The sequence below is a fragment of the Bacillus sp. GBSW19 genome (genome assembly GCF_002998655.1).
In the GTDB taxonomy this organism is placed as follows: Bacteria; Bacillota; Bacilli; order Bacillales; family Bacillaceae; genus Bacillus.
This window is the reverse complement of record NZ_PVRF01000005.1, coordinates 24,459-46,239: the sequence shown is the minus strand read 5'-3', so window position 1 is coordinate 46,239 and position 21,781 is coordinate 24,459. Positions and strand designations below refer to the sequence as shown.

The window sequence follows — 21,781 nt, the reverse complement described above, 5'->3', positions numbered from 1 at the left end:
AGGCTTCAGTGAAGACCTAAATCTTAGTCAGTATATCAAAACCTGTATCTGTAATCGCAATCGTATGCTCAAAGTGAGCACACTTTTTCCCATCAACCGTTACAACCGTCCAGTTATCAGCCAATGTTTTCACATATCGGCTGCCTGCGTTCACCATCGGTTCGATGGCCAACACCATTCCAGGTTTTAGCCGCGGGCCTTTGTTGGGCGGACCATAATGAGGAATTTGAGGGTCCTCATGAAGATCCTGTCCGACCCCATGTCCAACATATTCTCTAACAACTGAGAAATTCTCGTTTTCTACATACGTTTGTATGGCATGGGAAATGTTCGACAGACGTTCGCCTGGCTTTGCTTCCTGTAAGCCTTTATATAGAGATTCCTCTGTGACTTCCAGTAGTCTGCGGTCTTCATCACTGATTACCCCAACTGGATAAGTCCAAGCAGAGTCACCATGATAGCCATTTAACTTTGCGCCAATATCGATACTAATGATGTCGCCATCACGTAAAACCCGTTTACCAGGAATACCGTGAACGAGTTCTTCATTCACCGAAACGCAAATGCTCCCGCGAAAACCATTATACCCTTTAAAAGATGGGATTGCACCCTGCTTTGTAATAAAACGTTCGGCAATTTGATCCAATTCTTTTGTCGAAATACCTGGTTTTATGTGTTTCTTCAGCTCTTCATGAGTCAGTGCGACAATGCGTCCAGCTTCTCTCATAATCTCAAGCTCGCGAGGAGTTTTACAGATAATCATTTATTTAATCCCCCAAGCAGGTTCTTGATATCTGCATATACATCGTTAATGTGCTTCGCACCATCAATGTTTGCAAGATATCCTTTTTCTGAATAGAAGTTCAGTAAAGGTTCAGTCTGCTTTAAGTTTACTTCAAGTCTAGTCGAAACGGTTTCTGCATTATCATCTGCACGTTGATAAAGCTCGCCTCCACACTTATCGCAAACATTTTCTTTCGCAGGTGGATTGAATACTAAATGATATGTCGCTCCGCAATTTTTGCAAATTCTTCGGCCAGTCAGACGCTCCATCAAAGCATCTTTATCGACTTTAATATTAATGACATAATCAATCGTTCTGCCAAGGTCCTTTAGAATTTCTTCTAAAGCTTCAGCCTGAGCGACTGTTCGCGGAAATCCGTCCAGAAGAAAACCTTGTTCACAATCATTTTTGCCAAGTCTTTCTCTAACAATACCGATTGTGACCTCATCAGGAACAAGCTCTCCTTTATCGATAAAGGATTTTGCTTCGAGCCCAAGTTGTGTCTCCTCTTTCATAGCAGCGCGGAACATATCTCCTGTTGAGATATGAGGGATCCCATAATCATCAACAATTCGTTCTGCCTGAGTGCCTTTACCAGCACCCGGAAGCCCCATTAAGACTAAGTTCATTTCGGATTTCCCCTTCCTTACTTAGAGAGGTTGGGCAGAAGCCCAGCCCTCTGTTTTATTTCATAAATCCACGGTAGTTTCGTTTCACTAATTGGCTTTCAAGCTGTTTCATTGTTTCAAGTGCAACACCTACAACAATGAGAAGACTTGTGCCGCCAATTTGTGCAGCGGAAGGTAATCCAGCGAATTGAATGAAAAAGATAGGAAGTATTGAAATCACGGCTAAGAAAATGGCGCCCACAAACGTGAGTCGGTACAAAATGCTCGTAATTCTATCTTGAGTCATTTTCCCTGGACGAACTCCCGGGATATAGCCACCCTGCTTTTGCAGATTTTCAGCCATTTGTTCAGGATTCACTTGGACAAAGGCATAAAAATATGTGAAAGCAACAATCAGTGCTACATAAATCGTCATACCGATTGGCTTAGTATAGTCAAAGTTGTTGGTTATCCAAGTTGTCACATTATTGGTTCCGAAGAACGATGCAACCGTCTGTGGAGTAATAATGAAAGAAACGGCAAAGATGACTGGAATCACCCCTGCTGGATTCACTTTCAATGGAAGGTGCGTTGCTTGACTAGCAGACATTTGTGCACGGCCAGTTCCTTTTGAATATTGAATCGCAATCTTTCTCACTGCCATTTGAATGTAAATAACACCGATAACAATGACAAGGATAGCAATAACAATAAGGGCTATTTTCAGGATTTGCATGAACAGCTGTCCATCTCCACCCACAAATTGCTGAGCGTACACTTGTTTTAATGTTTGAGGGATACCTGCGATGATACCGGCAAAGATAATAATCGAAATACCGTTACCAACACCGTGAGCAGTAATCTGCTCTCCTAGCCACATTAAAAATGCTGTTCCCGCAGTGAGTACGACCGCAATTAAGAGGTACGTTGAAACACCTGGGTTTTCAATCAGCATGCCTCCTGCCATATTGTTGAATCCATATGACATTCCTAACGCCTGGATAAAACCTAGAACAATTGTAAAATACCTTGTGAATTGTGCTAATTTTCGGCGGCCAACCTCTCCTTGCTTTGACCACTCAGTGAACTTCGGAACAACATCCATCTGCAAGAGCTGAATGATGATCGAAGCAGTGATATACGGCATAATCCCCATTGCAAGAATGGAGAATTGGAAAAGTGCCCCGCCCCCAAACGTGTTGAGGATCCCGAAAACACTCATTTGATCCTGTGCCTGGAGAACTTCGGCGTTCACATTAGGCACAGGGATGAAAGCACCTATACGAAAGACGATTAACATTAAAAGAGTGAATATAATCTTATTCCGTATATCTTTCACGCGCATAAAATTGGAGATTGTCTTAAACAAGTTAGATCACCTCGGCTGTACCGCCAGCAGCTTCAATCGCTTCTTTAGCAGAAGCAGAGAATTTATTGGCTTTTACAGTTAATTTTTTTTCTAATTTACCGTTGCCAAGAATTTTTACTCCTGCTTTTAACTTGCTTATTGCACCAGTCTCTAGAAGAAGTTCAGGAGTTACTTCCGTTCCTTCGTCAAAACTGTTTAATCTGTCTAAGTTGATAACCGCGTAATCTTTACGGTTGATGTTTGTAAAACCACGTTTTGGAAGACGTTGGAATAAAGGCATTTGACCACCTTCGAAACCAGGGCGTACACCGCCGCCAGAACGAGCGTTTTGACCTTTATGACCTTTACCAGAAGTTTTACCGTTACCTGATCCAATACCACGACCAACACGGTTGCGTACTTTACGTGAACCTTCTGAAGGCTTCAATTCATGAAGTTTCATTTGGGCACCTCCTTATCGATTAAAAATGTTTTATTGTTCTTTAACAGAAACTAAATGAGACACCTTGTTAATCATGCCGCGGATCGCTGCATTGTCTTCATGTACGACTGTTTGGTTTGTTTTCTTAAGACCAAGAGTACGAACAGTGACACGCTGATCTTCTGGGCGACCGATTACACTGCGTTTGAGGGTAATTTCTAATTTATTTGCCATTAATGTTCCCTCCTTATCCTAACAGGTCTTCTACAGATTTTCCACGAAGCTTCGCAACGTCTTCAGCACGTTTAAGTTCACTTAAACCCTGAAGTGTTGCGCGGATCATGTTGATCGGTGTATTAGAACCTAGAGATTTAGAAAGGATATCAGCTAGACCAGCAAGCTCAAGAACCGCACGCACTGGGCCTCCAGCGATAACTCCTGTACCTTCTGAAGCAGGCTTCAATAGAACGTTTCCTGCACCGAATCGACCGATGATTTCATGTGGAATTGTAGTTCCAACCATTGGTACTTCAATTAAATTCTTTTTCGCATCTTCAACAGCTTTGCGGATCGCTTCTGGTACTTCTTGTGCTTTACCAGTACCGAAACCTACATGACCGTTTTTGTCACCGACAACAACTAAAGCTGCAAAACGGAAACGACGTCCACCTTTAACAACTTTCGCTACGCGGTTAACCGTAACTAAGCGTTCTTCTAACTCTAATTTGCTTTGGTCAATACGACTCATTCGGATGTGTCCCTCCTTCTTTTATTAAAATTTAAGTCCAGCCTCACGAGCAGCTTCAGCTAGAGCTTTTACACGTCCATGATATAAGTATCCTCCGCGGTCAAATACCACGTTAGAGATTCCTTTTTCAACAGCACGTTTTGCAACAAGTTCGCCAACTTTAGTAGCAGCTGCAGCGTCAGAACTATTCTCGATCTTTAACTCTTTATCAAGAGTAGAAGCACTTACAAGTGTTACACCGTTAACATCATCAATTACTTGAGCGTAGATGTTCTTGTTAGAACGGAAAACGTTAAGGCGAGGTCTTTCAGCAGTACCTGAAAGTTTCGCACGAACACGAGCGTGTCTTTTAAGACGAGTAGCGTTTTTGCTAGTTTTCGTAATCATCCGAGTCACTCCTTTCTTCACATTAAGCGATCTTACTTACCAGTTTTTCCTTCTTTACGGCGAACGAATTCACCTTCGTAACGAATTCCTTTACCTTTGTAAGGCTCTGGAGAACGGACAGCGCGGATGTTAGAAGCTAGAGCTCCCACACGCTCTTTATCGATACCTTTAATGACTACTTTCGTTTGAGATGGAACTTCGACTTCAACTCCAGCCTCAGGAACGATTTCAACTGGATGAGAGTATCCAACGTTAAGAACAAGTTTGTTTCCAGATTTAGCTGCACGGTAACCGACACCGATAAGTTCTAAACCTCTTTCGAAACCTTTAGATACACCTTCAACCATGTTTGCAATTAAGCTACGTGTTGTACCATGTAAAGCACGGTGTTCTTTATGATCAGACGGACGGCTTACAGTTAAGACGCTGTCCTCAATTTTAATTTCCATATCAGGGTGAAATGTACGAGTTAGTTCACCTTTTGGTCCCTTTACTGTCACTGTGTTATCGTTGTTTGTCACAGTAACTCCTGAAGGGATCTCGATTAGTTTTTTACCTATACGAGACATACCAAGCACCTCCATTCATCTTAAACTTTTTTTACCATACGTAAGCAAGTACTTCTCCACCAGCTTGTTTAGCACGGGCTTCTTTGTCCGATAAAACACCTTGTGATGTAGAAATAATTGCGATTCCAAGTCCGTTAAGTACACGTGGTACTTCATTTGATTTCGCATATACACGTAAACCAGGTTTACTGATTCTTTTTAGACCAGTGATAACACGCTCGTTGTTTTGGCCATATTTAAGGAACATACGGATAATTCCTTGTTTGCTGTCTTCAACATATTCAACGTCACGGATAAAACCTTCACGCTTTAAGATTTCAGCAATTTCTCTTTTGATTTTTGAAGCCGGTACTTCTAGCTTCTCATGACGTACCATGTTCGCATTGCGAATACGAGTCAGCAAATCTGCAATCGGATCTGTCATAACCATTATTTAATAACCTCCTTCCCATTTATGGGGATTACCAGCTGGCTTTTTTAACGCCAGGAATTTGTCCTTTATATGCAAGTTCGCGGAAACAAATACGGCAAAGTTTAAACTTGCGAATTACTGAATGTGGACGTCCACAACGTTCGCAGCGCGTATACTCTTGAACTTTAAACTTTTGTTTGCGTTGTTGTTTCGCAATCATAGACTTTTTAGCCACGATTTCGCCTCCCTTTCATTGATTATTTCTGGAACGGCATACCTACTTGAGTTAATAACTCACGTGCTTCTTCGTCCGTATTGGCAGTCGTAACGATAACGATATCCATACCGCGGACTTTTGTTACTTTATCGTAATCAATTTCTGGGAAGATTAACTGTTCTTTAATACCAAGCGTGTAGTTTCCACGACCGTCGAAAGATTTCTTAGAAATCCCGCGGAAGTCACGTACACGTGGTAAAGATACAGAAATAAGTTTATCAAGGAAATCGTACATGCGCTCTCCGCGAAGTGTTACTTTCGCACCGATTGGCATTCCTTCACGTAGACGGAATCCAGCAATAGACTTCTTCGCACGAGTAACGACAGGTTTTTGACCAGCGATAAACGTTAATTCTTCAACAGCAGTATCGATTGCTTTAGCGTTTTGAACAGCGTCACCAACACCCATGTTGATCACGATTTTTTCGATTTTTGGCACTTGCATTACTGATTTGTATTCAAACTTAGAAACTAATGCAGGTGTAATTTCTTTTACATACTTTTCTTTAAGGCGGTTCATGAGAAAGACCTCCCTTCCTTATTTACTATTTATCTAGAACTTGCCCAGATTTTTTCGCTACACGGACTTTCTTTCCGTCCTCAACTTTATACCCAACACGTGTCACTTCACCCGTTTTAGGATCAAGCGGCATTACGTTTGATACGTGGATCGGCGCTTCTTGTTCAGAAATTCCGCCCTGAGGGTTAGCTTGGGTTGGTTTAGAGTGTTTTTTCACAAGGTTAATACCTTCTACTAAAACACGGTCATTCTTAGGGAAAGCAGCAAGGATGACTCCTTGTTTACCTTTATCTTTACCAGAGATAACCACTACTTTATCGCCCTTTTTAACATGCATTTAATCGCACCTCCTTGAGTCGCGGATTGTATTCATTAAAGTACTTCTGGTGCTAGAGAAACAATTTTCATATAGTTGTTTTCACGAAGTTCACGTGCTACTGGTCCGAAGATACGAGTTCCACGCGGGCTCTTGTCGTCACGGATAATGACACATGCATTTTCATCGAAACTGATGTAAGATCCATCGTTTCTGCGAGCTCCGCTCTTTGTACGAACGATAACTGCTTTCACAACTTCACCTTTTTTGACAACGCCTCCTGGTGTTGCTTGTTTAACCGTACAAACAATGACATCACCGATGTTAGCCGTCTTACGTCCAGAGCCACCAAGAACTTTAATCGTTAGTACTTCGCGTGCGCCAGAGTTGTCAGCTACTTTTAAACGAGTCTCCTGTTGAATCATTAATGTTACCTCCTTTCGGAAAAAGAAATCCGAACTTTATTAGATAATAACGGCTTCTTCGACAACTTCAACTAGACGAAAGCGTTTAGTCGCAGATAAAGGACGAGTTTCCATGACCTTTACGATGTCTCCGATTTTTGCTTGGTTGTTTTCATCATGTGCTTTGAACTTCTTAGAGTATCTTACACGTTTGCCATAAAGTGAATGCTTTTTGTATGTTTCAACTACAACAGTGATGGTTTTATCCATTTTGTCAGAAACAACACGACCTTGATACACTTTACGTTGGTTACGTTCGCTCATGTTTGCGGGGCCTCCCCTCTAATTATTATTTATTAGCAGCGATTTCTCTTTGACGAATCACAGTTTTCATGCGTGCGATTGATTTACGCACTTCACGAATGCGAGCAGTGTTTTCAAGCTGCCCAGTCGCTAATTGGAAACGAAGATTGAAAAGTTCTTCTTTAAGAGACTTTACTTTTTGTTCAATTTCAGCAGTGGTAAGGTCACGAATTTCATTAGCTTTCATTTGATTCACCACCAATTTCTTCACGTTTTACGAACTTCGTTTTAATTGGCAATTTGTGAGATGCAAGACGAAGAGCTTCACGAGCAACTTCTTCAGACACACCAGAAATTTCAAATAAAACTTTGCCCGGTTTTACTACAGCTACCCATCCTTCTGGAGCACCTTTACCGGAACCCATGCGGACTTCTAGAGGTTTAGCTGTGTATGGCTTAGAAGGGAAAATTTTAATCCAAACTTTACCGCCACGTTTCATGTAACGAGTCATAGCAATACGAGCAGCTTCGATTTGACGGTTCGTGATCCAAGAAGCTTCAAGAGCTTGGATACCGTACTCACCGAAATGTACTTCAGTGCCACCTTTTGCACGACCACGCATTTTCCCACGATGTTCTCTGCGATACTTCACGCGTTTTGGCAATAACATATTATTTTCCTCCTTCCGCAGTATTCTTCTTAGTTGGAAGGACTTCTCCACGATAGATCCATACTTTTACGCCAAGCTTACCATAAGTAGTGTCAGCTTCAGCAGTAGCATAGTCGATGTCAGCACGAAGTGTGTGCAACGGAACAGTACCTTCACTGTAATATTCAGAACGAGCAATATCTGCACCGCCAAGACGACCAGAAACCATTGTTTTGATTCCTTGTGCTCCAGCACGCATTGTGCGTTGGATTGTTTGTTTTTGTGCACGACGGAATGAAATACGATTTTCAAGTTGACGAGCGATGTTTTCAGCAACTAGCTGAGCATCAAGATCTGCTCTCTTGATTTCAAGAATGTTGATGTGTACACGTTTGCCAGTTAGGCTGTTAAGAGCTTTACGAAGTGCTTCAACTTCAGATCCGCCTTTACCAATTACCATACCTGGTTTAGCCGTGTGGATTGTGATATTTACGCGGTTTGCAGCACGTTCGATTTCTACTTTAGAAACAGACGCGTCAGACAAACGCTTGCTGATGAATTCACGGATTTTCAAGTCTTCATGTAAGAAGTCAGCGTAATCTTTTCCTGCGAACCATTTAGATTCCCAATCACGAATGACGCCAATACGAAGACCTACTGGATTTACCTTTTGACCCACGGATTATCCCTCCTTCTTTTCTGATACAACGATTGTAATGTGGCTAGTACGTTTGTTAATTGCGCTCGCACGACCCATAGCACGTGGACGGAATCTCTTAAGTGTTGGACCTTCGTCAACGAATGCTTGAGTAATCACTAGGCTGTTAGCGTCCAACTCGTAGTTGTGCTCAGCGTTTGCGATAGCAGATTTTAATACTTTTTCAATAATTGGTGAAGCAGCCTTAGGTGTAAGGTTTAAGATAGAAACTGCTTCTCCTACTTGCTTACCTCGGATCAGGTCCATTACTAGACGTGCTTTACGAGGAGCAATACGGACTGTTCTTGCGACAGCTTTAGCTTGCATTTAAAAGCCTCCTCTCATTAGCGTCTTGTTTTTTTATCGTCACTAGCATGACCTTTGTAAGTACGGCTTGGTGCGAATTCGCCCAATTTGTGACCTACCATATCTTCAGAAATGAAAACAGGTACATGTTTGCGTCCGTCATAGACAGCGATTGTGTGACCGATGAATTGTGGGAAAATTGTAGAACGACGAGACCAAGTTTTTACGACTTGCTTTTTGTCAGTTTCATTCAATTTCTCGACTTTAGCCATCAAATGATCATCAACAAATGGTCCTTTTTTTAAGCTGCGAGCCATTGTGGAACCTCCCTTCGTGATTGAACTACGGTCCTAAATGAACCGTAGACAACCCCGTTACTTGTTTTTACGACGACGTACAATGAATTTATCAGACTTGTTGGTTTTCTTACGAGTCTTGAATCCAAGAGTCGGTTTACCCCATGGAGACATTGGTGATTTACGTCCGATTGGAGCGCGTCCTTCACCACCACCGTGTGGGTGATCGTTAGGGTTCATTACAGAACCACGAACTGTTGGGCGTACGCCTTTCCAGCGAGAACGTCCAGCTTTACCGATGTTAATTAATTCGTGTTGCTCGTTTCCAACTTGACCGATAGTCGCACGGCAAGCAGAAAGAATCATGCGAACTTCTCCTGAGTTCAAACGTACAAGAACGTATTTACCTTCTTTACCAAGAACTTGAGCAGAAGTACCAGCAGAACGAACTAATTGTCCACCTTTACCTGGTTTTAATTCAATGTTATGCACAACTGTACCAACTGGGATGTTGATAAGTGGAAGAGCATTACCTGGTTTGATGTCAGCTTCTGGTCCAGAAGTAACTTCAGTACCAACTTGGATTCCTTTCGGAGCAAGAATGTAACGTTTCTCACCATCTGCATAGTTTACAAGAGCGATGTTCGCTGAACGGTTTGGATCATACTCGATTGTAGCAACGCGTCCAGGTATACCGTCTTTATCACGCTTAAAGTCGATGATACGGTATTGACGTTTATGACCGCCACCTTGATGACGAACAGTCAATCTACCTTGGTTGTTACGTCCGCCTTTTCTGTGAAGCGGTGCAAGCAACGATTTTTCTGGTTTGTCAGTCGTGATTTCAGCAAAATCTGAAGTAGTCATGCCACGACGACCATTACTGGTTGGTTTATACTTTTTAATCGCCATTTTGAATTTCCCTCCTTCTTTTTAAGATTTACGCTTCAAAAATTTCGATTTCTTTGCTGTCAGCAGTTAATTTCACGATCGCTTTTCTGCGACGGCTAGTCATACCAGTGTAGCGTCCAACGCGTTTAGATTTCCCTTTGTAGTTTTGAACGTTGACTTTCTCAACTTTCACTCCAAAGATTTCTTCAACAGCGTCTTTCACTTCTGTTTTGTTAGCTCTGACATCAACTTCGAACGTGTACTTCTTCTCTGTCATTAGATCAGCAGAACGTTCAGTAATGATAGGGCGCTTTAGAACATCACGAGGATCTTTCATTATGCAAGTCCCTCCTCTACTTTTTCAACCGCTGCTTTAGTGATCAGAAGTTTGTCGTGGTTGACAACGTCAAGAACGTTGATACCGTTAGCTTCAACAACTGTTACTCCAGGGATGTTACGAGCAGATAAAGCAACTGTTTCGTTTGCATCCGCAGTGACGATCAACGCTTTCTTCTCAACAGATAATCCTTTAAGGATGCCTGCGAATTCTTTCGTTTTCACTGCATCAAGAGTCAAATCTTCAAGAACGATGATGTTGTTGTCGATTACTTTAGAAGACAATACTGACTTGATAGCCAAGCGGCGAACTTTTTTAGGTAATTTATATGAATAACTGCGTGGTGTTGGACCGAATACGATACCGCCTCCGCGCCATTGTGGTGAACGAATAGAACCTTGACGAGCACGACCTGTACCCTTCTGTCTCCAAGGCTTACGACCTCCGCCACGTACTTCAGAACGAGTTTTTACTTTATGAGTTCCTTGACGTAAGGAAGCTCTTTGCATAAGAATAGCATCGAATACTACGCTTTCGTTTGGCTCGATTCCAAACACAGAAGCGTTTAATTCGATTTCACCGTTAGTAGAACCGTTTTGGTTAAATAATGCTACTTTTGGCATGACTTGTTTCCTCCTTTCCTAAGAGAGTTATTTAGATTTAACTGCACTCTTTACAGTTACTAGAGATTTTTTAGCTCCTGGTACATTTCCTTTGATCAATAGTAGATTGCGTTCTGCATCAACTTTAACGATCTCAAGGTTTTGGACAGTGATTTGCTCTCCGCCCATACGACCTGGAAGAAGTTTACCTTTGAATACTCGGTTTGGATCAACAGGTCCCATTGAACCAGGACGACGGTGGTAACGTGAACCGTGAGTCATTGGTCCGCGTGATTGTCCGTGGCGCTTGATAGCCCCTTGGAATCCTTTACCTTTTGATGTTCCTGTTACATCTACGATATCTCCATTTGCGAAAATATCAACTTTGACTTCCTGACCAACTTCATACGCATCTAACTCCGCACCGCGTAATTCTTTTACGAAGCGCTTAGGAGCAGTTTCCGCTTTAGCAACGTGGCCCTTCTCTGGTTTGTTAGAAAGCTTTTCACGTTTGTCGTCAAAACCGATTTGGATTGCTTCATAGCCATCCGTGTCAGTAGTCTTCTTTTGAAGAACAACGTTAGCAGCAGCCTCAACAACAGTTACAGGGATAAGATCACCGTTTTCTGCGAATACTTGCGTCATACCAATTTTTCTACCTAAGATTCCTTTGGTCATTAGTCACACCTCCTATAATATGTGTTTTCTATTTGAATTAAAGTTTGATTTCGATATCTACACCAGATGGTAAATCTAAACGCATAAGTGCATCAACTGTTTGTGGAGTTGGATTCACGATGTCGATTAGACGTTTGTGAGTACGCATCTCAAATTGCTCACGAGAATCTTTGTACTTATGCACCGCACGAAGGATTGTGTAAACTGATTTTTCAGTTGGAAGCGGGATTGGACCAGATACACTAGCACCAGAACGCTTAGCCGTTTCAACAATCTTCTCAGCAGATTGATCAAGAATTCTATGATCATATGCTTTTAAACGAATACGAATTTTTTGTTTTGCCATTATTTTCCCTCCTTTTCGCCTACTTACGTTAGACAGTTCTCCGTGAGAAAAACCTGATCACCTTGCCATGGCAAAGCGGCCGGGTGTGTCAGCAACCTCTCACTTCATCGCAGTCAAAGACCAACATGCACTATTGTACCAAATTGGCCTGCGTGTTGCAATAATAAATCGGATAAATTTATGATTTGCACACTTTTCATATTATACAGGGGTTCAGCCTATAAATCAAGCTTTCCCTGAAGATGATGTACAGCAGTCTTTTTTATGGTACGGATAAATTCTTCTGGTTCTTCTAGATGCGGGGAATGTGCAGATTCTTTAAAGGTGAACCACTCTTTGATTGGTGCTGTTAATTGATCAACATATGGTTTTGATGCAGCAGCTGGTGTAATCATGTCATATGCGCCAATGATAAAGTAGCAAGGTATTAATATAGTAGAAACTCGGTATTCAATGCTCTCATTCATCAATTCATCCCATAGCATGTCCTGACTAAACTTCTGTCCTTTAAGGAACTTCCACTTATCTTTCAGCTGATATTCCTTACTAAAAAGAAATCCGCGCAGCATTTGAATAAGCGGCCTCCACCTATGTGTGAGACCTACGCTTCCGAGCTCTTTATAGAGAGAGAACAGAGCATGAGCTGATATTCGTTTCCACGGAGGAGGCGTCAGTAATCGCAGGCACCAAGTAAACAACCGATTCCGATGGTATTTCTCCAAAAGGAGCTCGTACGACACAATATCTTCTTTTAATACATCTACTACCTGACTAATTCCATAATAAGCATGATATAGATCTGGACGCTTATGTACTGCTTGTATGGCGATTAGTGATCCCCATGAATATCCTGCGATGTACAATTTTGATTGACCTAGATATGAAAGGACTTTCTCTGTCAGTTCAATCGTATCTTCAATAAATTGCTGAATGGTCATGGAAGTATCGGGGAGATTCTTTTGATAGGAAAGTCCCGCGCCTCGCTGATCCCAATGAACTACTGTAAAATCTTGATTAAGTTCCTCATGAAACGAGTCAATATAGCTGATTTGAGCGGAGCCGGGCCCACCGTGTAAAAATAAAAGAACAGGTTTCGCTTCATTTGTGTGATCTTCTTTGATCATAATCCATTGGTCAACCCCGCCGATTAACCATTTCTTCAAATATATCTTCGCCATTCCAGTGATCCTCTCGGTTCCAATTAGATTCTATAGCTTATAGTAGCCGTTCTGATCTGGAAAAGCAAAAAAAGAGACCCTTTTGCAAGGAGTCTCTTTTATATGTTTTATTACTTAATGATAGTTGAAACGACGCCAGAACCTACAGTACGTCCACCCTCACGGATAGAGAAACGAGTTCCTTCTTCGATAGCGATAGTAGAGATAAGTTCAACTTCCATCTCAGTGTTATCGCCAGGCATTACCATTTCAGTACCTTCTGGAAGATGTACGATACCAGTTACGTCAGTTGTACGGAAGTAGAACTGCGGACGGTAGTTAGCGAAGAATGGAGTATGACGTCCACCCTCTTCTTTAGAAAGTACATAAACTTCAGCTTTGAAACGGCTATGTGGAGTGATTGTACCTGGTTTAGCAAGTACTTGACCACGTTGGATATCTTCACGAGATACACCACGAAGTAGTGCACCGATGTTGTCACCAGCTTCAGCATAGTCAAGAAGCTTACGGAACATTTCAACACCTGTAACAGTTGTTTTACCGTTTTCTTCTTGAAGACCGATGATTTCAACTTCGTCACCGACTTTAACTTGTCCACGCTCAACACGACCAGTAGCAACTGTTCCACGACCAGTGATTGAGAATACGTCCTCAACTGGCATCATGAATGGCTTCTCAGTGTCACGCTCTGGAGTTGGGATGTACTCATCAACCGCATCCATAAGTTCAAAGATTTTTGCTTCGTAATCAGCATCACCTTCAAGAGCTTTAAGAGCAGAACCTTTGATAACAGGTACATCGTCACCAGGGAAGTCATAGTCAGAAAGAAGGTCACGAACTTCCATTTCAACAAGTTCAAGTAACTCTTCATCGTCAACCATGTCACATTTGTTAAGGAATACTACGATGTATGGTACACCTACGTTACGAGAAAGTAGGATGTGCTCACGTGTTTGTGGCATTGGACCATCAGCAGCAGATACTACTAAGATCGCGCCGTCCATTTGAGCAGCACCAGTGATCATGTTTTTAACATAGTCAGCGTGTCCTGGGCAGTCTACGTGTGCATAGTGACGAGTTTCAGTTTCATACTCAACGTGTGCTGTTGAGATTGTGATTCCACGCTCGCGCTCTTCTGGAGCACCATCGATTTGGTCATAAGCCATAGCCGTACCTTTACCAGATTTCTTATGAAGAACTGTTGAGATAGCAGCAGTTAGAGTTGTTTTACCATGGTCAACGTGTCCAATTGTACCAATGTTAGCATGCGATTTGGAACGGTCGAATTTTTCTTTAGCCATTCTAAAAATCCTCCTTAAAGGTTCATTGTATTTGGTATAGAGTGATAGAAAGTGAAGAGTTACCTCTCACTTTCTGATCTTCAATAGTAGTTATACTTTAGTTTAAAGGCAAAATCAATTATTCACCTTTATTTTTTTTGATGATTTCTTCACTGATGCTCTTAGGCACTTCTTCGTAGTGATCCATGTGCATAGTGAAAGTACCGCGTCCTTGTGTATTAGAACGGAGTGCAGTTGCATATCCGAACATTTCAGAAAGTGGAACCATTGCGCGAACAACTTGAGCGTTACCGCGAGCTTCCATACCTTCTACACGTCCACGACGAGATGTGATATCACCCATGATGTCTCCCATGTATTCTTCAGGGATAACGACTTCCACTTTCATCATTGGCTCAAGTAGAACTGGGTTACATTTGCTGACAGCATTTTTCAATGCCATAGATGCAGCAATTTTAAACGCCATTTCGTTAGAGTCAACATCGTGGTAAGATCCATCAAATAATTTTGCTTTGATGTCGATTAATGGGAATCCAGCTAATACACCATTTTCAAGTGAATCTTCAAGACCTGCTTGAATAGCTGGAATGTATTCACGAGGAACAACCCCACCGACGATTGCATTTTGGAATTCGAAGCCTGCGCCTTCTTCGTTTGGTTCGAATTCGATCCAAACGTGTCCGAACTGACCACGTCCACCAGACTGACGTACGAATTTACCTTCAACTTTTGCACCAGAACGGAATGTTTCACGGTACGCAACTTGAGGAGCTCCTACGTTAGCTTCAACCTTGAACTCACGCTTCATACGGTCAACAATGATATCAAGGTGAAGCTCACCCATACCAGAGATGATCGTTTGACCAGTTTCAGTGTTTGTTTGTGTACGGAATGTTGGATCCTCTTCAGCTAGTTTAGCTAAAGCGATACCCATTTTATCTTGGTCAGCCTTAGACTTAGGCTCGATTGCTACATCGATAACTGGCTCTGGGAATTCCATAGACTCAAGGATAACAAGACTTTTCTCGTCACAAAGAGTGTCACCAGTTGATGTATCTTTAAGACCTACAGCTGCTGCGATATCCCCTGCATATACAGTAGAGATTTCTTCACGGCTGTTTGCGTGCATTTGAAGGATACGTCCAACACGTTCACGCTTGTTCTTAGAAGAGTTCTTCACGTAAGAACCAGAATCAAGTGTTCCAGAGTATACACGGAAGAAAGTTAGTTTCCCAACATAAGGGTCAGTCATTACTTTAAAAGCAAGGGCTGCGAATGGTGCGTCATCAGTAGACTCACGTACAACCTCTTCATTTGAATCTGGCAAGGTACCTTTGATTGCAGCAACATCAGTTGGTGCAGGAAGGTAATCAAGCACAGCGTCAAGTACAAGCTGAACACCTTTGTTTTTGAAAGCAGATCCAACAAGAACTGGATAGAATTCAACATTCAACGTTCCTTTACGGATTGCAGCTTTCAATTCAGGAATTGTAATTTCTTCACCCTCAAGGTATTTTTCCATAAGCTCTTCGTCAAGCTCAGCGACAGCTTCAATTAGGCTGTTGCGAAGCTCTTCAGCTTTGTCTTTATACTCAGCAGGGATTTCTTGTGCATCAGAGCGAGTTCCAAGGTCATCTTCGTAGAAGTATGCTACGTTTTCTACAAGGTCGATGATTCCTTCGAATTGATCTTCAGCGCCGATCGGCAATTGAATTGCATGAGCGTTCGCTTGAAGACGATCTCTTAATGTGCCTACAGAGTAAAGGAAGTCCGCACCTGTTTTATCCATTTTGTTAATGAATACGATACGAGGTACTCCGTAAGTTGTTGCTTGGCGCCAAACTGTTTCAGTTTGTGGCTCTACACCTGATTGTGCATCTAGAACAGTAACCGCACCATCAAGTACACGTAAAGAACGTTCAACTTCAACTGTGAAGTCTACGTGTCCTGGTGTATCGATGATGTTTACACGGTAACCTTTCCATTGTGCTGTAGTAGCAGCAGAAGTGATTGTAATACCACGTTCTTGCTCCTGCTCCATCCAGTCCATTTGGGAAGCTCCTTCGTGAGTTTCGCCAATTTTATGGATACGACCAGTGTAGTATAAGATACGCTCAGTCGTTGTCGTTTTACCGGCATCGATGTGAGCCATGATACCAATATTACGAGTTTTGTCTAAGGAGAACTCTCTTGCCATTGGGTAATTTCTCCTTCCTTATTAGGGAATAGTTTTTTTAGTTTGGTATAAATCCTACCAGCGGTAGTGAGCGAATGCTTTGTTCGCTTCTGCCATTTTGTGTGTATCTTCACGTTTCTTAACAGCAGCACCAGTGTTGTTAGCTGCGTCAAGGATTTCGTTAGCAAGACGCTCTTCCATCGTTTTTTCTCCACGAAGACGAGCGTAGTTTACTAACCAGCGAAGACCTAAAGTAGTACGACGGTCTGGGCGAACTTCTACAGGAACTTGGTAGTTGGCTCCACCTACACGACGTGCTTTAACTTCAAGAACTGGCATGATGTTTTTCAAGGCTTGTTCGAAAACCTCCATCGCTTCATTACCAGTACGTTCTTTGATGATATCAAATGACTTGTAGAGAATTGTTTGTGACTTTCCTCTTTTACCGTCGATCATCATTTTGTTGATCAAACGAGATACAAGTTTAGAATTGTAAATTGGATCTGGCAATACGTCTCTTTTTGCTACAGGACCTTTACGTGGCATCTGATAGCCTCCCTTCTCATTTAAAAGGATTTCTATCTGTCTCTCATCTCAATATCGTTGTCAGTTGCCTGACTCCACTGATCTGATATCAACTTCTAAAAACCCTTATGTTTGTTTGTATTATTTGCTTTGTTTAGGGCGTTTTGTTCCGTATTTAGAACGTCCTTGCATACGACCGTCAACTCCGGCAGTATCAAGCGCACCACGAACGATGTGGTAACGTACACCCGGTAAGTCTTTTACACGTCCGCCACGGATAAGTACTACACTGTGCTCTTGTAGATTATGTCCGATACCAGGAATGTAAGCTGTTACCTCAATCAGGTTAGACAAACGTACACGAGCATATTTACGTAGTGCTGAGTTTGGTTTTTTCGGTGTCATTGTACCGACACGAGTACAAACCCCGCGCTTCTGTGGAGATGTTACGTTAGTGTGCTCTTTTTTGAAACTGTTGTATCCTTTGTTAAGTGCAGGAGACTTTGAGTTTTCAACTTTACTCACGCGTCCTTTGCGTATTAGCTGATTAATTGTAGGCATGTTGTTATTCCTCCCTTCGTTGCTTTTTTTATAACCCACATACCCAGGTGGTTCATCAAAAGGCAAAAAACAATGCTTTTGCATTTACACATGCAAAAACAAAACAAGTACGCTATAACATAATGGCAACAGCTGCTGCCCCAACTTCAATTCCGCAGGCTTTGCCGAGCTTTTTCATGGAATCTACCACTAAAATGTCTACACCCTTCTCTTGCGCTAGTTTTATTACACTAGCTGTTAAAGCAGGATCAGCATCTTTCGCTACGACGATTTCCTTTACTGAATCTCGTTTCAGAGCTTTTACTGTTTGCTTCGTACCAATAATAATGGATTGAGCCTGTGATACTTTATCATAAGACATCGAATATCCTCCAAAGTAACAGGTTTTATTTTGAGCACCTTGGTTATATTATCATCATGGCAGAAGGATGTCAATATCATATGACAGATTATCTTGACATCCTTCACCATTTTTTGATGATTTTATAGGAATCTCACGAGAAAGATTACTCTACAGGAACCATATCGTCAGACGGCTGCACTTGTGAAACCGGCTTAACTTTACGGTAGTTTGGCATTCCTGTTCCAGCTGGAACAAGTTTACCGATGATAACATTCTCTTTCAAGCCAAGCAGTTCATCACGTTTTCCTTTGATCGCCGCATCTGTTAGGACACGAGTCGTTTCTTGGAAGGATGCCGCAGACAAGAATGAGTCTGTTTCAAGCGATGCTTTTGTAATACCAAGAAGAACTGGACGGCCTGTTGCAGGACGTTTGCCTTCGAATAGTACTTTTTTGTTCGCTTCAGTGAATTGATGTACATCAAGAAGTGTGCCTGGTAATACATCTGTATCCCCTGCATCAGCGACACGCACTTTACGAAGCATTTGGCGAACCATTACCTCAACGTGCTTATCTCCGATTTCTACCCCTTGCATACGGTATACTTTTTGTACTTCATGAAGCAGATATTCTTGAACAGCTGTCATGTCAGTCACTTTAAGAAGTTCTTTCGGATCGATCGAACCTTCTGTCAGTACTTGACCACGAGTGACTTTGTCACCTTCAACAACTTTCAGACGCGCATTGTAAGGAGCTGTGTAAGAACGAGTTTCAACGTCGCCTTGAACCACAATTTCCTGCTGCTTGTCACGAACATCGTTAATTTCAGCAACGACACCATCAATTTCAGAAATGGTCGCTTGCCCTTTCGGATTACGCGCTTCAAATAGCTCTTGGATACGAGGTAAACCTTGTGTGATATCGTCTCCTGCTACCCCGCCGGTGTGGAACGTACGCATTGTAAGCTGTGTTCCTGGCTCACCGATTGATTGAGCAGCAATGATTCCAACTGCTTCACCGACTTCAACGTCAGTACCAGTTGCAAGGTTACGGCCGTAGCATCGTTTACATACACCATGAGGCGTGTTACATGTAAATGCAGAACGGATCCATACTTCCTCAATTCCTGCTTCAACTACTTCAAGTGCTTTATCTTCATCAATTAGTTCGTTTTCGTCCACAATGACTTCGCCCGTTTCAGGATGAACAATTGGTTTTCTTGCAAAACGTCCGATCAGACGTTCTTCAAGCTTCTCAATAATTTCATTTCCTTCTCTAATGGACTTCGCCAAGATACCACGGTCTGTACCGCAATCTGTTTCACGGATGATAACATCCTGTGCAACATCGACGAGACGACGCGTAAGGTAACCTGAGTCAGCTGTTTTAAGGGCTGTATCGGCAAGACCTTTACGCGCTCCGTGAGTGGAAATAAAGTATTCCAATACGGTTAAACCTTCACGGAAACTAGATTTAATCGGAAGTTCAATGATACGTCCAGCCGGGTTGGCCATCAGACCACGCATACCAGCCAGCTGAGTGAAGTTAGATGCGTTACCACGCGCTCCAGAGTCACTCATCATGTAGATTGGGTTGACTTCATCAAGGGACTTCATCAGTTTACCTTGGATGACATCTTTAGAAGAACTCCAGATCGAAATGACTCTCTCGTAACGCTCTTCTTCAGTAATCAAACCACGTCTGAATTGCTTCAAGACGTTATCTACTTTTGCTTGTGCTTCTTCGAGGATCTTCTGCTTATCATCTAATACGACGATGTCAGACACACCAACCGTAATACCCGCTTTAGTAGAGTATTTGAAACCAAGATTTTTCATGCGGTCAAGCATTTTAGATGTCTCAGTGATATGGAATCTCTTAAAGATTTCCGCAATGATTTTACCTAAAATACCTTTTTTGAACGGCGCATTGATTTCTTGTTTCTCGATCGCAGCTTTGACATCCTCACCTTTTTCAAGGAAGAAGCGGTCAGGCGTTTTTTCTTCAATATTGCTCTTTGTCGGCTCATTCATGTAAGGGAATGATTCCGGTAAGATTTCGTTAAAGATCAGTTTTCCGACTGTTGTAATCAACAATTTAGAACGCTGTTCATCAGTGAATGTCACATTCTTCAACGAGCTAGCTGCAACAGCTACACGTGTATGAAGATGCACATACCCATTTTGATAAGCTAGAAGGGCTTCGTCAGTATCTTTGAAGACCATACCTTCTCCGATAGCACCTTTACGCTCAAGTGTAAGGTAGTAGTTACCAAGCACCATATCCTGAGATGGCGTAACAACAGGTTTTCCATCTTTCGGGTTCAAAATGTTTTGAGCAGCAAGCATTAAGATACGAGCTTCAGCTTGAGCCTCAGCAGATAATGGTACGTGAACCGCCATTTGGTCACCGTCAAAGTCAGCGTTGTAGGCTGTACATACAAGTGGATGCAGACGAATTGCGCGTCCTTCCACAAGTGTAGGTTCAAACGCTTGAATACCAAGTCTGTGAAGAGTCGGTGCACGGTTTAGTAAGACTGGGTGCTCACGAATAACTGATTCTAAAACATCCCATACTTCCGGCTGCACGCGCTCAATTTTACGCTTCGCACTCTTGATGTTGTGAGCTAAACCTTTTTCAACAAGCTCCTTCATCACGAATGGTTTGAATAATTCAAGAGCCATTTCTTTCGGAAGTCCACACTGATACATTTTCAAATGTGGTCCTACGACGATAACGGAACGTCCAGAATAGTCAACACGTTTACCGAGCAAGTTTTGACGGAAACGTCCTTGTTTCCCTTTCAGCATATGAGAAAGAGATTTCAATGGTCTATTTCCTGGTCCTGTTACTGGTCGGCCTCTACGTCCATTATCAATCAAGGCATCGACAGCTTCTTGAAGCATACGCTTCTCGTTCTGAACGATGATGCTTGGCGCGCCAAGATCTAATAAACGTTTCAGACGATTGTTACGGTTGATAACACGACGATAAAGGTCGTTTAAGTCAGAAGTAGCAAAACGTCCACCATCAAGCTGGACCATTGGACGTAATTCTGGCGGAATAACCGGAAGTACATCAAGAATCATCCATGATGGTTTGTTTCCTGAGTTACGGAAGGCTTCTAGCACTTCAAGGCGTTTAATCGCACGTGTACGACGCTGTCCTTGAGCAGTTTTCAGCTCTTCTTTCAGTGTATCTACTTCTTTTACAAGATCGATATCTTGAAGAAGTTTATTGATTGCTTCTGCACCCATAGCTGCTTGGAACGTATTACCGTATTTATCTAAATACGCACGGAATTCCTTCTCAGAAAGAAGTTGTTTCTTCTCAAGCGGGGTGTTGCCCGGATCTGTTACAACGTAAGAAGCGAAGTAAATCACTTCTTCTAACGCACGTGGTGACATATCAAGAACAAGACCCATACGGCTTGGGATACCTTTGAAATACCAAATGTGGGAAACTGGGGCAGCCAGTTCGATATGCCCCATTCTCTCACGACGGACTTTTGCCCGTGTTACTTCTACACCACAACGGTCACATACAACACCCTTATAACGAACGCGTTTATACTTTCCACAATGACATTCCCAGTCTTTTTGCGGTCCGAAGATACGTTCACAAAAGAGACCATCTTTTTCAGGTTTCAGTGTACGATAGTTAATCGTTTCAGGCTTTTTCACTTCACCAAAAGACCAAGAACGGATTTTATCAGGTGATGCGAGACCGATGTTCATATACTCAAAATTGTTCACATCTAGCAAGGGGCCTACCTCC

Annotated in this window: 31 protein-coding genes; all 31 read right to left on the bottom strand. The window is 42.3% G+C overall.

What is annotated here, in order from left to right; translation table 11 throughout:
- Nucleotides 1–16: 16 nt before the first annotated feature.
- The gene (map, locus tag C6344_RS18080) at nucleotides 17–763 is read right to left on the bottom strand and encodes a type I methionyl aminopeptidase (protein ID WP_060595380.1); all 747 of its coding nucleotides are present in this window, start codon (nucleotides 761–763) and stop codon (nucleotides 17–19) included.
- On the bottom strand, nucleotides 760–1,413 hold the full coding sequence (locus tag C6344_RS18075) for an adenylate kinase (protein WP_034665602.1): 654 nt from the start codon (nucleotides 1,411–1,413) through the stop codon (nucleotides 760–762). The genes map and C6344_RS18075 overlap by 4 nt, the downstream gene beginning before the upstream one ends.
- Nucleotides 1,414–1,468: 55 nt before the next feature.
- On the bottom strand, nucleotides 1,469–2,761 hold the full coding sequence (secY, locus tag C6344_RS18070; RefSeq protein ID WP_012008710.1) for a preprotein translocase subunit SecY: 1,293 nt from the start codon (nucleotides 2,759–2,761) through the stop codon (nucleotides 1,469–1,471).
- A 1-nt stretch (nucleotide 2,762) separates the two neighbouring features.
- On the bottom strand, nucleotides 2,763–3,203 hold the full coding sequence (gene rplO, locus C6344_RS18065; RefSeq protein WP_003216888.1) for a 50S ribosomal protein L15: 441 nt from the start codon (nucleotides 3,201–3,203) through the stop codon (nucleotides 2,763–2,765).
- A 30-nt stretch (nucleotides 3,204–3,233) separates the two neighbouring features.
- Nucleotides 3,234–3,416: a 50S ribosomal protein L30 gene (gene rpmD, locus C6344_RS18060; protein WP_003217067.1), complete on the bottom strand. Its 183-nt coding sequence runs from the start codon at nucleotides 3,414–3,416 to the stop codon at nucleotides 3,234–3,236.
- Between the two features lie 13 nt (nucleotides 3,417–3,429).
- Nucleotides 3,430–3,930 (bottom strand): 30S ribosomal protein S5, encoded by a 501-nt coding sequence (gene rpsE, locus C6344_RS18055; protein WP_003217179.1) that lies wholly within the window; start codon nucleotides 3,928–3,930, stop codon nucleotides 3,430–3,432.
- A gap of 24 nt (nucleotides 3,931–3,954) precedes the next feature.
- The gene (gene rplR, locus C6344_RS18050) at nucleotides 3,955–4,317 is read right to left on the bottom strand and encodes a 50S ribosomal protein L18 (protein ID WP_003216951.1); all 363 of its coding nucleotides are present in this window, start codon (nucleotides 4,315–4,317) and stop codon (nucleotides 3,955–3,957) included.
- Nucleotides 4,318–4,349: 32 nt separating this feature from the next.
- Nucleotides 4,350–4,886: a 50S ribosomal protein L6 gene (rplF, locus tag C6344_RS18045; RefSeq protein ID WP_003217186.1), complete on the bottom strand. Its 537-nt coding sequence runs from the start codon at nucleotides 4,884–4,886 to the stop codon at nucleotides 4,350–4,352.
- A 31-nt stretch (nucleotides 4,887–4,917) separates the two neighbouring features.
- Nucleotides 4,918–5,316, bottom strand: a complete 399-nt coding sequence (rpsH, locus tag C6344_RS18040) for a 30S ribosomal protein S8 (protein WP_003217040.1) — start codon at nucleotides 5,314–5,316, stop codon at nucleotides 4,918–4,920.
- 31 nt (nucleotides 5,317–5,347) lie between these two features.
- Complete coding sequence (gene rpsN / locus C6344_RS18035; RefSeq protein ID WP_008356542.1) at nucleotides 5,348–5,533, bottom strand: 30S ribosomal protein S14; 186 nt, start codon at nucleotides 5,531–5,533, stop codon at nucleotides 5,348–5,350.
- A 22-nt stretch (nucleotides 5,534–5,555) separates the two neighbouring features.
- Entirely contained in the window at nucleotides 5,556–6,095 is a 540-nt protein-coding gene (gene rplE / locus C6344_RS18030) for a 50S ribosomal protein L5 (protein ID WP_003217159.1), read from the bottom strand.
- 25 nt (nucleotides 6,096–6,120) lie between these two features.
- Entirely contained in the window at nucleotides 6,121–6,432 is a 312-nt protein-coding gene (gene rplX, locus C6344_RS18025) for a 50S ribosomal protein L24 (RefSeq protein WP_003217151.1), read from the bottom strand.
- 35 nt (nucleotides 6,433–6,467) lie between these two features.
- Complete coding sequence (rplN, locus tag C6344_RS18020; protein ID WP_003216882.1) at nucleotides 6,468–6,836, bottom strand: 50S ribosomal protein L14; 369 nt, start codon at nucleotides 6,834–6,836, stop codon at nucleotides 6,468–6,470.
- Between the two features lie 39 nt (nucleotides 6,837–6,875).
- Nucleotides 6,876–7,139, bottom strand: a complete 264-nt coding sequence (gene rpsQ / locus C6344_RS18015; RefSeq protein WP_003216906.1) for a 30S ribosomal protein S17 — start codon at nucleotides 7,137–7,139, stop codon at nucleotides 6,876–6,878.
- Nucleotides 7,140–7,164: 25 nt separating this feature from the next.
- Nucleotides 7,165–7,365: a 50S ribosomal protein L29 gene (gene rpmC, locus C6344_RS18010; RefSeq protein ID WP_003217155.1), complete on the bottom strand. Its 201-nt coding sequence runs from the start codon at nucleotides 7,363–7,365 to the stop codon at nucleotides 7,165–7,167.
- Nucleotides 7,355–7,789, bottom strand: a complete 435-nt coding sequence (gene rplP / locus C6344_RS18005) for a 50S ribosomal protein L16 (RefSeq protein WP_003156478.1) — start codon at nucleotides 7,787–7,789, stop codon at nucleotides 7,355–7,357. The genes rpmC and rplP overlap by 11 nt, the downstream gene beginning before the upstream one ends.
- Nucleotide 7,790: 1 nt before the next feature.
- Nucleotides 7,791–8,447: a 30S ribosomal protein S3 gene (gene rpsC, locus C6344_RS18000; RefSeq protein ID WP_003217241.1), complete on the bottom strand. Its 657-nt coding sequence runs from the start codon at nucleotides 8,445–8,447 to the stop codon at nucleotides 7,791–7,793.
- A gap of 3 nt (nucleotides 8,448–8,450) precedes the next feature.
- Entirely contained in the window at nucleotides 8,451–8,792 is a 342-nt protein-coding gene (rplV, locus tag C6344_RS17995; protein WP_007496316.1) for a 50S ribosomal protein L22, read from the bottom strand.
- Nucleotides 8,793–8,809: 17 nt separating this feature from the next.
- Nucleotides 8,810–9,088: a 30S ribosomal protein S19 gene (gene rpsS, locus C6344_RS17990; RefSeq protein ID WP_003216920.1), complete on the bottom strand. Its 279-nt coding sequence runs from the start codon at nucleotides 9,086–9,088 to the stop codon at nucleotides 8,810–8,812.
- Nucleotides 9,089–9,145: 57 nt separating this feature from the next.
- The gene (gene rplB / locus C6344_RS17985) at nucleotides 9,146–9,979 is read right to left on the bottom strand and encodes a 50S ribosomal protein L2 (protein WP_007496314.1); all 834 of its coding nucleotides are present in this window, start codon (nucleotides 9,977–9,979) and stop codon (nucleotides 9,146–9,148) included.
- 28 nt (nucleotides 9,980–10,007) lie between these two features.
- Nucleotides 10,008–10,295, bottom strand: a complete 288-nt coding sequence (gene rplW / locus C6344_RS17980; RefSeq protein ID WP_003217016.1) for a 50S ribosomal protein L23 — start codon at nucleotides 10,293–10,295, stop codon at nucleotides 10,008–10,010.
- Nucleotides 10,295–10,918, bottom strand: a complete 624-nt coding sequence (rplD, locus tag C6344_RS17975; RefSeq protein WP_007496312.1) for a 50S ribosomal protein L4 — start codon at nucleotides 10,916–10,918, stop codon at nucleotides 10,295–10,297. Before rplD ends, rplW begins: the two co-directional genes overlap by 1 nt.
- 27 nt (nucleotides 10,919–10,945) lie before the next feature.
- Nucleotides 10,946–11,575 carry a 50S ribosomal protein L3 gene (rplC, locus tag C6344_RS17970; protein WP_012008703.1) on the bottom strand — a complete coding sequence of 210 codons (630 nt, stop codon included), beginning with the start codon at nucleotides 11,573–11,575 and terminating at the stop codon, nucleotides 10,946–10,948.
- A 37-nt stretch (nucleotides 11,576–11,612) separates the two neighbouring features.
- Entirely contained in the window at nucleotides 11,613–11,921 is a 309-nt protein-coding gene (gene rpsJ, locus C6344_RS17965; protein WP_003156464.1) for a 30S ribosomal protein S10, read from the bottom strand.
- Nucleotides 11,922–12,139: 218 nt separating this feature from the next.
- Nucleotides 12,140–13,099: an alpha/beta fold hydrolase gene (locus C6344_RS17960; RefSeq protein ID WP_106073169.1), complete on the bottom strand. Its 960-nt coding sequence runs from the start codon at nucleotides 13,097–13,099 to the stop codon at nucleotides 12,140–12,142.
- Nucleotides 13,100–13,209: 110 nt separating this feature from the next.
- Nucleotides 13,210–14,400, bottom strand: coding sequence for an elongation factor Tu (gene tuf, locus C6344_RS17955; RefSeq protein WP_034283892.1), 1,191 nt, complete (start codon nucleotides 14,398–14,400; stop codon nucleotides 13,210–13,212).
- 118 nt (nucleotides 14,401–14,518) lie between these two features.
- On the bottom strand, nucleotides 14,519–16,597 hold the full coding sequence (gene fusA, locus C6344_RS17950; protein WP_034665610.1) for an elongation factor G: 2,079 nt from the start codon (nucleotides 16,595–16,597) through the stop codon (nucleotides 14,519–14,521).
- 54 nt (nucleotides 16,598–16,651) lie between these two features.
- Nucleotides 16,652–17,122: a 30S ribosomal protein S7 gene (rpsG, locus tag C6344_RS17945; RefSeq protein WP_003216884.1), complete on the bottom strand. Its 471-nt coding sequence runs from the start codon at nucleotides 17,120–17,122 to the stop codon at nucleotides 16,652–16,654.
- A 120-nt stretch (nucleotides 17,123–17,242) separates the two neighbouring features.
- Complete coding sequence (gene rpsL / locus C6344_RS17940) at nucleotides 17,243–17,662, bottom strand: 30S ribosomal protein S12 (protein WP_003216962.1); 420 nt, start codon at nucleotides 17,660–17,662, stop codon at nucleotides 17,243–17,245.
- 112 nt (nucleotides 17,663–17,774) lie between these two features.
- The gene (locus C6344_RS17935; protein ID WP_034665612.1) at nucleotides 17,775–18,023 is read right to left on the bottom strand and encodes a 50S ribosomal protein L7ae-like protein; all 249 of its coding nucleotides are present in this window, start codon (nucleotides 18,021–18,023) and stop codon (nucleotides 17,775–17,777) included.
- A 145-nt stretch (nucleotides 18,024–18,168) separates the two neighbouring features.
- On the bottom strand, nucleotides 18,169–21,768 hold the full coding sequence (gene rpoC / locus C6344_RS17930) for a DNA-directed RNA polymerase subunit beta' (protein WP_034665614.1): 3,600 nt from the start codon (nucleotides 21,766–21,768) through the stop codon (nucleotides 18,169–18,171).
- Nucleotides 21,769–21,781 lie beyond the last annotated feature (13 nt).

Excerpts from the sequence above, each read along its gene's own strand:
- map (WP_060595380.1), bottom strand. The coding sequence starts at position 763 with ATGATTATCTGTAAAACTCCTCGCGAGCTTGAGATTATGAGAGAAGCT.
- C6344_RS18075 (WP_034665602.1), bottom strand. The coding sequence starts at position 1,413 with ATGAACTTAGTCTTAATGGGGCTTCCGGGTGCTGGTAAAGGCACTCAG.
- rplO (WP_003216888.1), bottom strand. The coding sequence starts at position 3,203 with ATGAAACTTCATGAATTGAAGCCTTCAGAAGGTTCACGTAAAGTACGC.
- rpmD (WP_003217067.1), bottom strand. The coding sequence starts at position 3,416 with ATGGCAAATAAATTAGAAATTACCCTCAAACGCAGTGTAATCGGTCGC.
- rpsE (WP_003217179.1), bottom strand. The coding sequence starts at position 3,930 with ATGAGTCGTATTGACCAAAGCAAATTAGAGTTAGAAGAACGCTTAGTT.
- rplR (WP_003216951.1), bottom strand. The coding sequence starts at position 4,317 with ATGATTACGAAAACTAGCAAAAACGCTACTCGTCTTAAAAGACACGCT.
- rplF (WP_003217186.1), bottom strand. The coding sequence starts at position 4,886 with ATGTCTCGTATAGGTAAAAAACTAATCGAGATCCCTTCAGGAGTTACT.
- rpsH (WP_003217040.1), bottom strand. The coding sequence starts at position 5,316 with ATGGTTATGACAGATCCGATTGCAGATTTGCTGACTCGTATTCGCAAT.
- rplE (WP_003217159.1), bottom strand. The coding sequence starts at position 6,095 with ATGAACCGCCTTAAAGAAAAGTATGTAAAAGAAATTACACCTGCATTA.
- rplX (WP_003217151.1), bottom strand. The coding sequence starts at position 6,432 with ATGCATGTTAAAAAGGGCGATAAAGTAGTGGTTATCTCTGGTAAAGAT.
- rplN (WP_003216882.1), bottom strand. The coding sequence starts at position 6,836 with ATGATTCAACAGGAGACTCGTTTAAAAGTAGCTGACAACTCTGGCGCA.
- rpsQ (WP_003216906.1), bottom strand. The coding sequence starts at position 7,139 with ATGAGCGAACGTAACCAACGTAAAGTGTATCAAGGTCGTGTTGTTTCT.
- rpmC (WP_003217155.1), bottom strand. The coding sequence starts at position 7,365 with ATGAAAGCTAATGAAATTCGTGACCTTACCACTGCTGAAATTGAACAA.
- rplP (WP_003156478.1), bottom strand. The coding sequence starts at position 7,789 with ATGTTATTGCCAAAACGCGTGAAGTATCGCAGAGAACATCGTGGGAAA.
- rplV (WP_007496316.1), bottom strand. The coding sequence starts at position 8,792 with ATGCAAGCTAAAGCTGTCGCAAGAACAGTCCGTATTGCTCCTCGTAAA.
- rpsS (WP_003216920.1), bottom strand. The coding sequence starts at position 9,088 with ATGGCTCGCAGCTTAAAAAAAGGACCATTTGTTGATGATCATTTGATG.
- rplB (WP_007496314.1), bottom strand. The coding sequence starts at position 9,979 with ATGGCGATTAAAAAGTATAAACCAACCAGTAATGGTCGTCGTGGCATG.
- rplW (WP_003217016.1), bottom strand. The coding sequence starts at position 10,295 with ATGAAAGATCCTCGTGATGTTCTAAAGCGCCCTATCATTACTGAACGT.
- rplD (WP_007496312.1), bottom strand. The coding sequence starts at position 10,918 with ATGCCAAAAGTAGCATTATTTAACCAAAACGGTTCTACTAACGGTGAA.
- rplC (WP_012008703.1), bottom strand. The coding sequence starts at position 11,575 with ATGACCAAAGGAATCTTAGGTAGAAAAATTGGTATGACGCAAGTATTC.
- rpsJ (WP_003156464.1), bottom strand. The coding sequence starts at position 11,921 with ATGGCAAAACAAAAAATTCGTATTCGTTTAAAAGCATATGATCATAGA.
- C6344_RS17960 (WP_106073169.1), bottom strand. The coding sequence starts at position 13,099 with ATGGCGAAGATATATTTGAAGAAATGGTTAATCGGCGGGGTTGACCAA.
- tuf (WP_034283892.1), bottom strand. The coding sequence starts at position 14,400 with ATGGCTAAAGAAAAATTCGACCGTTCCAAATCGCATGCTAACATTGGT.
- fusA (WP_034665610.1), bottom strand. The coding sequence starts at position 16,597 with ATGGCAAGAGAGTTCTCCTTAGACAAAACTCGTAATATTGGTATCATG.
- rpsG (WP_003216884.1), bottom strand. The coding sequence starts at position 17,122 with ATGCCACGTAAAGGTCCTGTAGCAAAAAGAGACGTATTGCCAGATCCA.
- rpsL (WP_003216962.1), bottom strand. The coding sequence starts at position 17,662 with ATGCCTACAATTAATCAGCTAATACGCAAAGGACGCGTGAGTAAAGTT.
- C6344_RS17935 (WP_034665612.1), bottom strand. The coding sequence starts at position 18,023 with ATGTCTTATGATAAAGTATCACAGGCTCAATCCATTATTATTGGTACG.